Annotated in this window: 3 protein-coding genes and 1 pseudogene; 3 read left to right on the forward strand and 1 reads right to left on the reverse strand. The window is 64.2% G+C overall.

The genetic code is table 11. The annotated features are described in order from the left end of the window. Positions 1–61: 61 nt before the first annotated feature. On the reverse strand, positions 62–2,449 hold the full coding sequence (gene lon, locus RT582_RS18715; protein ID WP_313286005.1) for an endopeptidase La: 2,388 nt from the start codon (positions 2,447–2,449) through the stop codon (positions 62–64). A gap of 125 nt (positions 2,450–2,574) precedes the next feature. On the opposite strand from lon, the gene RT582_RS18720 reads away from it, so the two are divergent. From RT582_RS18720 to RT582_RS18730, 3 genes and pseudogenes are all read left to right on the forward strand, one after another. Beyond that, the gene (locus RT582_RS18720) at positions 2,575–3,330 is read left to right on the forward strand and encodes an AraC family transcriptional regulator (protein WP_003282149.1); all 756 of its coding nucleotides are present in this window, start codon (positions 2,575–2,577) and stop codon (positions 3,328–3,330) included. 263 nt (positions 3,331–3,593) lie between these two features. Then, a complete protein-coding gene (gene putA / locus RT582_RS18725; RefSeq protein WP_278390811.1) occupies positions 3,594–6,755 on the forward strand; it encodes a bifunctional proline dehydrogenase/L-glutamate gamma-semialdehyde dehydrogenase PutA in 3,162 nt (1,053 codons plus the stop codon). Positions 6,756–7,000: 245 nt separating this feature from the next. After that, positions 7,001–7,161: pseudogene (locus RT582_RS18730) on the forward strand (sodium:proline symporter); the annotation flags it as partial.

Below are 7,161 nucleotides of genomic sequence, written 5' to 3' on the forward strand. Positions count from 1 at the left end.
GGGGGGAAGTGCAGCGCGACTTCCATCCTTCGACTACAGCTGGTCTGCAGCTCCTCCCGCGTCAGAACAGCACCTTGGCCACATCAGCGAAGCGCTTGGCGAAATGCACGGTCAGACCTTCCTTGAGGTAGGCAGGCAACTCTTCGAAGTCGCCGCGGTTGGCTTCCGGCAGGATCAGCTCGAAAATCTTCTGCCGCCGCGCCGCGATCACCTTCTCGCGCACTCCGCCGATCGGCAATACGTGACCGGTCAGCGTCAGCTCGCCGGTCATGGCCACGCCTTTCTTCGGCGGCTGGTTGCGCGCCAGCGAGAGCAGCGCGCTGGCCATGGTGATGCCGGCGCTGGGGCCGTCCTTGGGCGTCGCGCCTTCCGGCACGTGCAGGTGCACGAAGGCCTGGTCGAAGAACTCCGGGTCGCCCTTGAAGGTTTTCAGGTTCGAGCTGACGTAGCTGTAGGCGATCTCCGCCGATTCCTTCATCACGTCACCGAGCTTGCCGGTGAGCTTGAAGCCGCGGTTCAGCGTGTGGATGCGCGTGGCCTCGATCGGCAGGGTGGCGCCGCCCATGCTGGTCCAGGCGAGGCCTGTGATTACGCCGACGCCGGAGAGCACCTGTTCGCTGCGAAACACCGGTTTGCCGAGGTAGCTTTCCAGATCCTTCGGCGTGATCTTCAGCACCGCTTGCGAGTCTTCCAGCAGCTGAACCACTGCCTTGCGCACCAGCTTGCCCAGCTGCTTCTCCAGCTGACGCACACCTGCTTCACGGGCATAGCCTTCGATCACCGCTTTCATGGCGCTGTCGCTGATGGCGAGGCGCTGCTTGGGCACGCCGGTCTTGTTCAGCAGCTTGGGCCACAGGTGACGCTTGGCGATGGCCAGCTTCTCCTCGGCGATGTAGCCGGACAGGCGGATCACCTCCATGCGGTCGAGCAGCGGGCCGGGAATCGAGTCCAGGGTGTTTGCCGTGCAGACGAACAGCACCTTGGACAGGTCCAGGCGCAGGTCCAGGTAATGATCGAGGAACTCGACGTTCTGTTCCGGGTCCAGCGTCTCCAGCAGCGCGGAGGCCGGATCGCCCTGGTAGCTGCTGCTGAGCTTGTCGATCTCGTCGAGCATGATCACGGGGTTCATCACCTCGACATCCTTTAGCGCCTGCACCAGTTTGCCGGGCAGGGCGCCAATGTAGGTACGACGGTGACCCTTGATCTCCGCTTCGTCGCGCATACCGCCGACGCTGAAACGATAGAACGGCCGGCCGAGGGATTCGGCGATGGACTTGCCGATGCTGGTCTTGCCCACGCCCGGTGGGCCGACCAGCAGGACGATGGAGCCGGAAATTTCGCCCTTGAAGGCACCGACGGCGAGAAATTCGAGGATGCGGTTCTTGATGTCGTCGAGGCCTGCGTGATGCTTGTCCAGCACCTTGCGCGCGCGCTTGAGGTCGAGCTTGTCCTGGCCGAACACGCCCCAGGGCAGGGTGGTGGCCCAGTCCAGGTAGTTGCGGGTGACGGCATATTCCGGTGAGCCGGTCTCGAGGATCGACAGCTTGTTCAGCTCCTCGTCGATTCGCTTCTGCGCGGCGGGCGGCACCACCTTGCCGTCAAGGCGGGCGCGGAACTCGTCCGCGTCGGCGCTCTTGTCGTCCTTGGTAATACCCAGCTCGCGCTGGATGATCTTCAGTTGTTCCTTGAGGAAGAACTCGCGCTGGCGCTCGCCGATCTTGCGATTCACCTCGCCGGTCAGCTCCTTCTGCAGCCTGGCGACTTCCACTTCCTTGCGCAGCAGCGGCAACACCTTCTCCATGCGCTTCAAGACCGGCACGGTATCCAGCACTTCCTGCAGCTCCACGCCAGGCGCGGTGGTCAGCGCGGCGGCGAAGTCCGACAGCGGCGACGGGTCGTTGGGGCTGAAGCGATTAAGGTAGTTCTTCAGCTCCTCGCTATACAGCGGGTTAAGCGGCAAGAGCTCCTTGATCGCGTTGATCAGTGCCATGCCGTAGGCCTTCACCTCGTCGCGCGGGTCGTCATCGCTTTTCGGGTAATCGACTTCCACCAGATACGGCGGTTTGCGCCGCAGCCAGCCGCGGATGCGCACCCGCGCCAGGCCCTGGGCGACGAACTGCAGCTTGCCGCCCTCCTGCGAGGCGTGATGCACGCGGACCATGGTGCCGTGCTCCGGCAGGCTGTCCGGGTCGAAGGTGGCCATGTCCAGCACCGGCGAGTCGACGAAGAATAGTGCGACGCGCTGGTGCGGCGTCTTCGCCACGCGATCCAGGGTCTCGGCCCAGGGATCTTCGTTGACGATCACCGGCAACACCTGCGCCGGGAAGAAAGGTCGGTTGTGCACCGGGATGATGTAGAGCTTGTCCGGCTGCTGTTGATCGGGCAGTACGAGACCGTTGGAGGAGATGATTTCCTGCTCGATATGATCCTGATTGACGTCGTCGTTCATGCGGCACCCGTTGCGAATACGTGCACCTTAGATGGGTGGTGGCCCGGATGATTTCAATCCCGTCGCATGGGGGTGGGCACTTCATGCAGGCTTCGGTACAGTGCTTGCACGCACAGGTGCCCATCATGCTCAACGCCCGTCTGCTTCGCCTGGATGACCAGACTCACCAGCACGCCCACGACTATCACCAGCTGGTGATGTCGCTTTCTGGACGCGCGGAATTCGAGGTCAATGGCTCGGGTGGCGAAGTCTGCCGGATGCGCGCTTGCCTGGTGCCGGGCGATGCCGACCACGGCTTCGCCGGCATGGGCGACAACCGCATGCTGATCATCGATCTCGACGAGCAGGATGTCGGCACCGAGGACCCCGAGCTGCTGGCCCGCCTGTTCGAAGCGCCACGCTACCCGGCGCTGGACGCCGATTTCCAGAACCTGCTGGCCTACGCCGGTGCCGAGCTGGCGCGCTACGGCAGCGATCCGCTGCTGGCCCGGGCGCTGGGCGGCGTGCTGTTGCGGGCACTGCACCTGCGACTGTTCGGCGAGTCAGTTCAGCGCCCGGCCGGACCGCTCGATCTGCAGCGGCTGGACAGCCATATTCAGGACAACCTGGCGCGACGCATCACGGTCGCCGAGTTGGCCCAGGTGGTCTGCCTCAGCCCCAGCCACTTCCACGCCCAGTTCAAGGATTGCGTCGGCCTCACGCCGCACCAGTACCTGCTCAAGACTCGCCTCGATCGTGCCGCCCGCCTGCTGCGCGAAACGCCGCTGCCACTGGTGCGGATTGCCGAGGAGTGCGGTTTCTCCAGCCAGAGCGCATTGACCACGGCGACCCGCCGCTACCTCGGTCTGACCCCTCGCGGATTGCGCAAGTCGGACTCCTGAGCTTTCTCCTGATTGCCCTGTTTTCGGGCTCTTCAGCTACCAGGGGTATATTCCTGCGCCATCCTGGTGCGCTTTCATTACGGTCGCGTTTCCGCGTCCGGCTTTCGTAGTTTTTCGTAAAACTTCCGTAGTTTTGCGCAAGAACGGCTCGTCTTGCAGACCCTACATTCCGTCTCCCGACCTGGCTCTTCGTCTTGTGCTGCACCATCAGCCTGGCCGTGGACTAGACCTATAAGCAGACACAATCACAAGAGGAGCGGCGCATGTTCAAGGCCGGTCACGTGCTGGAAGGCGCCTTCGCCAACCAGAAAGCCGCGGAATTCTTTCCCGTCATCAGCGCCAACTACGCCGTTGACGAGGCGCAATATCTCACCGAACTGCTGCAGCTTGCCGATCCCGGCGAGGCGGGCATTGCCGCCATTCGCGAGCGCGCGCGCAGCCTGATCGAGGCGGTGCGTGGGCGTGACAATGCCGTCGATACCCTCGATGCGCTGCTGCGCCAGTACAGTCTGGACACCCAGGAAGGGCTGATGCTGATGTGCCTGGCCGAAGCGCTGCTGCGGGTGCCGGATGCCGCCACGGCTGACGCGCTGATTCGCGACAAGCTCAACGCCGCCGAATGGGAGCGCCACCTCGGCCAGAGCGACAACGTGCTGGTCAACTTCGCCGCCTGGGGGCTGGTGATGACCGGTAAGGTGGTCGATCCGGAAACCGCCGATGGCCGCCCGAAGAACGTCATCGGTCGTCTGCTCAAGCGCTCCGGTGAGCCGGTGATCCGCAGCGCGATGAACCAGGCGATGAAGCTGATGGGCAAGCAGTTCGTGCTTGGCCGGACCATCGCCGAAGCGCTGAAGAACGGCCGTCCCGAGCGCGAGAAGGGCTACACCTATTCCTTCGACATGCTCGGTGAAGCGGCGCTGACTGCCGAGGACGCCGCCAAGTACATGGCTGACTACCGTCAGGCCGTGGAAACCGTCGGCGCCGAGCCGCAGGTCGGCAAGGGCCCGCGTCCGTCGGTGTCGATCAAGTTGTCGGCACTGCATCCGCGCTACGAAGTCGCCCAGCGCGAGCGCGTGCTCACCGAGCTGTTCGCCAGTGTGCGCGAACTGGCCGTGCTGGCGCGTCAGCGCAATGTCGGGATCACCATCGATGCCGAGGAGGCCGACCGCCTCGAGCTGTCGCTGGAACTGTACGAAAAGCTCCTGCGCGACCCGGCCATCGCCGGCTGGGGTGAGTTCGGCCTGGTCATCCAGGCTTATTCCAAACGCTGCCTGCCGGTGCTGGTCTGGCTGACGCTGCTCGGTCGTGAGCTTGGCGAACGCATTCCGCTGCGGCTGGTAAAGGGCGCCTACTGGGACAGTGAGATCAAGCAGTGCCAGGTCCAGGGCCTGGACGGCTACCCCGTCTACACGCGCAAGGAAGGCACCGACACCTCCTACCTCGCCTGCGCGCGCTACCTGTTGTCCGAGCACACCCGTGGGGTGATCTACCCGCAGTTCGCCAGCCACAACGCGCACACCGTCAGCTGCATCCTGGCCATGGCCGAGGAAATCTCACAGCCGCGCGAGTTCGAGTTCCAGCGCCTGCACGGCATGGGCGATGCCCTGTACGACACGGTGATCGAGAAGTACGCCCGCAACGTACGCATCTACGCCCCGGTCGGCGCGCACAAGGACCTGCTGCCCTATCTGGTGCGCCGCCTGCTGGAGAACGGTGCCAACTCGTCCTTCGTTCATCAGCTGGTCGACCCGCGCGTGCCGGTCGAATCGCTGATCGATCACCCGGTGAGCCAGCTGCGTAGATTCGCCGCACCGGGCAACCCCCGCATTCCGCTGCCGCCGGCGCTGTTCGGCAATCGCAAGAACTCCCAAGGGATCAACATGAATATCCAGAACCAATGGAACGACCTGGCCAGCGCCTACCAACCTTTCCTCGAGCGCCAGTGGCAGGCTGCGCCGGTCATCAGCGGGCAAAGGCTCGCCGGTACGCCGTCCGAGGTGCGTTGCCCCTATGACCTGAACAAGGTTGTCGGCCAGGCCCAGTTCGCCAGCGCCGAGCAGGCGCGCCAGGCCGTTGATCGCCTGGCAGCTTACTGGCCGACCTGGAATGCCACGCCGGTGGAAGCCCGTGCCGCCGTGCTGGAGCGCCTGGGCGATCTGCTGGAGCAGCACCGCGCCGAGCTGATGGCCCTGTGTACCGTGGAAGCCGGCAAGTCGCTGCAGGATGGTATCGACGAAGTACGCGAGGCGGTGGATTTCTGCCGTTACTACGCTCAGCAGGCGCGGCAGAAGCTCGGTCGCGAAGAGTTGAAAGGCCCGACCGGCGAGCGTAACGAGCTGTTCCATGAAGGCCGCGGCGTGTTCGTCTGCGTCAGCCCGTGGAACTTCCCGCTGGCGATCTACCTCGGCCAGATCACCGCGGCACTGGTGGCCGGCAACACCGTGCTGGCCAAGCCGGCCGAGCAGACCAGCCTCATCGCTGCGCGTGCGCTTGAACTGATGTTCGAAGCCGGATTGCCGAAGGAAGCGATCGCCTTCCTGCCAGGCGATGGCGCTACCCTGGGCGGCGTGTTCTGTCGCGATCCGCGGGTGGTCGGCGTGTGCTTCACCGGTTCGACTGACACGGCGCGCATCATCAACCGCCAACTGGCCGAGAAGGAAGGCCCGATCGCCACGCTGATCGCCGAGACCGGTGGGCAAAACGCGATGATCGTCGATTCCACAGCGCTGCCCGAGCAGGTGATCAAGGACGCCGTCGGCTCCGCTTTCACCAGTGCCGGCCAGCGTTGCTCGGCGTTGCGTGTGCTCTACGTGCAGCGTGATATCGCTGACCGGGTGATCGAGTTGCTAAAGGGCGCCATGGCCGAGCTGAACGTCGGCCCGACCCATCTGCGTGAGAACGACATCGGCCCGGTGATCGACCAGGAAGCCCGCGAAGGCCTGCTGGCGCATATCCAGCAGCTCAAGAGCGAAGGGCGCCTGATCGCTGAAGCGACATTGCCGGCGGGTCTGAACGGTCATTTCGTGGCGCCGGTCGCCTTCGAGATCGACGGCATTCACCAGCTCAAGAAGGAGCAGTTCGGCCCGGTGCTGCACGTGGTGCGCTACGACGCTGCGGACCTGGAAAAGGTCGTCGCGGCGATCAATGGCACCGGCTACGGCCTGACCCTCGGCGTACACAGCCGCAACGAGGAAACCGCCGAACGCATCGAGCAACTGGCGCGGGTCGGAAACCTCTACGTCAATCGCAACCAGATTGGTGCCGTGGTCGGCGTGCAGCCGTTCGGCGGCTGTGGCCTGTCCGGCACCGGTCCGAAGGCGGGCGGCCCCAGCTATGTGCTGCGCTTCGCCAACGAGCGGACCACCTCCACCAACACCACAGCGGTGGGCGGCAACGCCTCGCTGCTGTCGCTCGGAGACGACTGAACGCATTCACGCTGTACCACCGAGTGAATGACCTTGGTCATTCACCTGGCGCATCACGCTAAACCTCCCGGCCGCTCAGGCGGCCGGAACACAACAACAACTGGACAGTTGGCGGACGCTCTTCCGCCACTGACGGGCCCGGGTTGGGTCTGTCACAGGTGATGGCCTTTTCGCTATCGCCCTCTGCCAAGGTGCAGCGTGGGTCCGCTCGCGTTGCGCCGAACAACAACTAACGAGGGACACACATGAGCATCAGTACACCCACGCTGATCACCTTTCTGATCTACATCGCGGCGATGATCCTGATCGGTTTCGTCGCTTACCGCGCCACCAAGAACTTCGACGACTACATCCTCGGCGGTCGCAGCCTCGGCAGCTTCGTCACGGCGCTGTCGGCCGGTGCCTC

Source organism: Stutzerimonas kunmingensis (assembly GCF_032106285.1).
Taxonomy (GTDB): domain Bacteria; phylum Pseudomonadota; class Gammaproteobacteria; order Pseudomonadales; family Pseudomonadaceae; genus Stutzerimonas; species Stutzerimonas kunmingensis_B.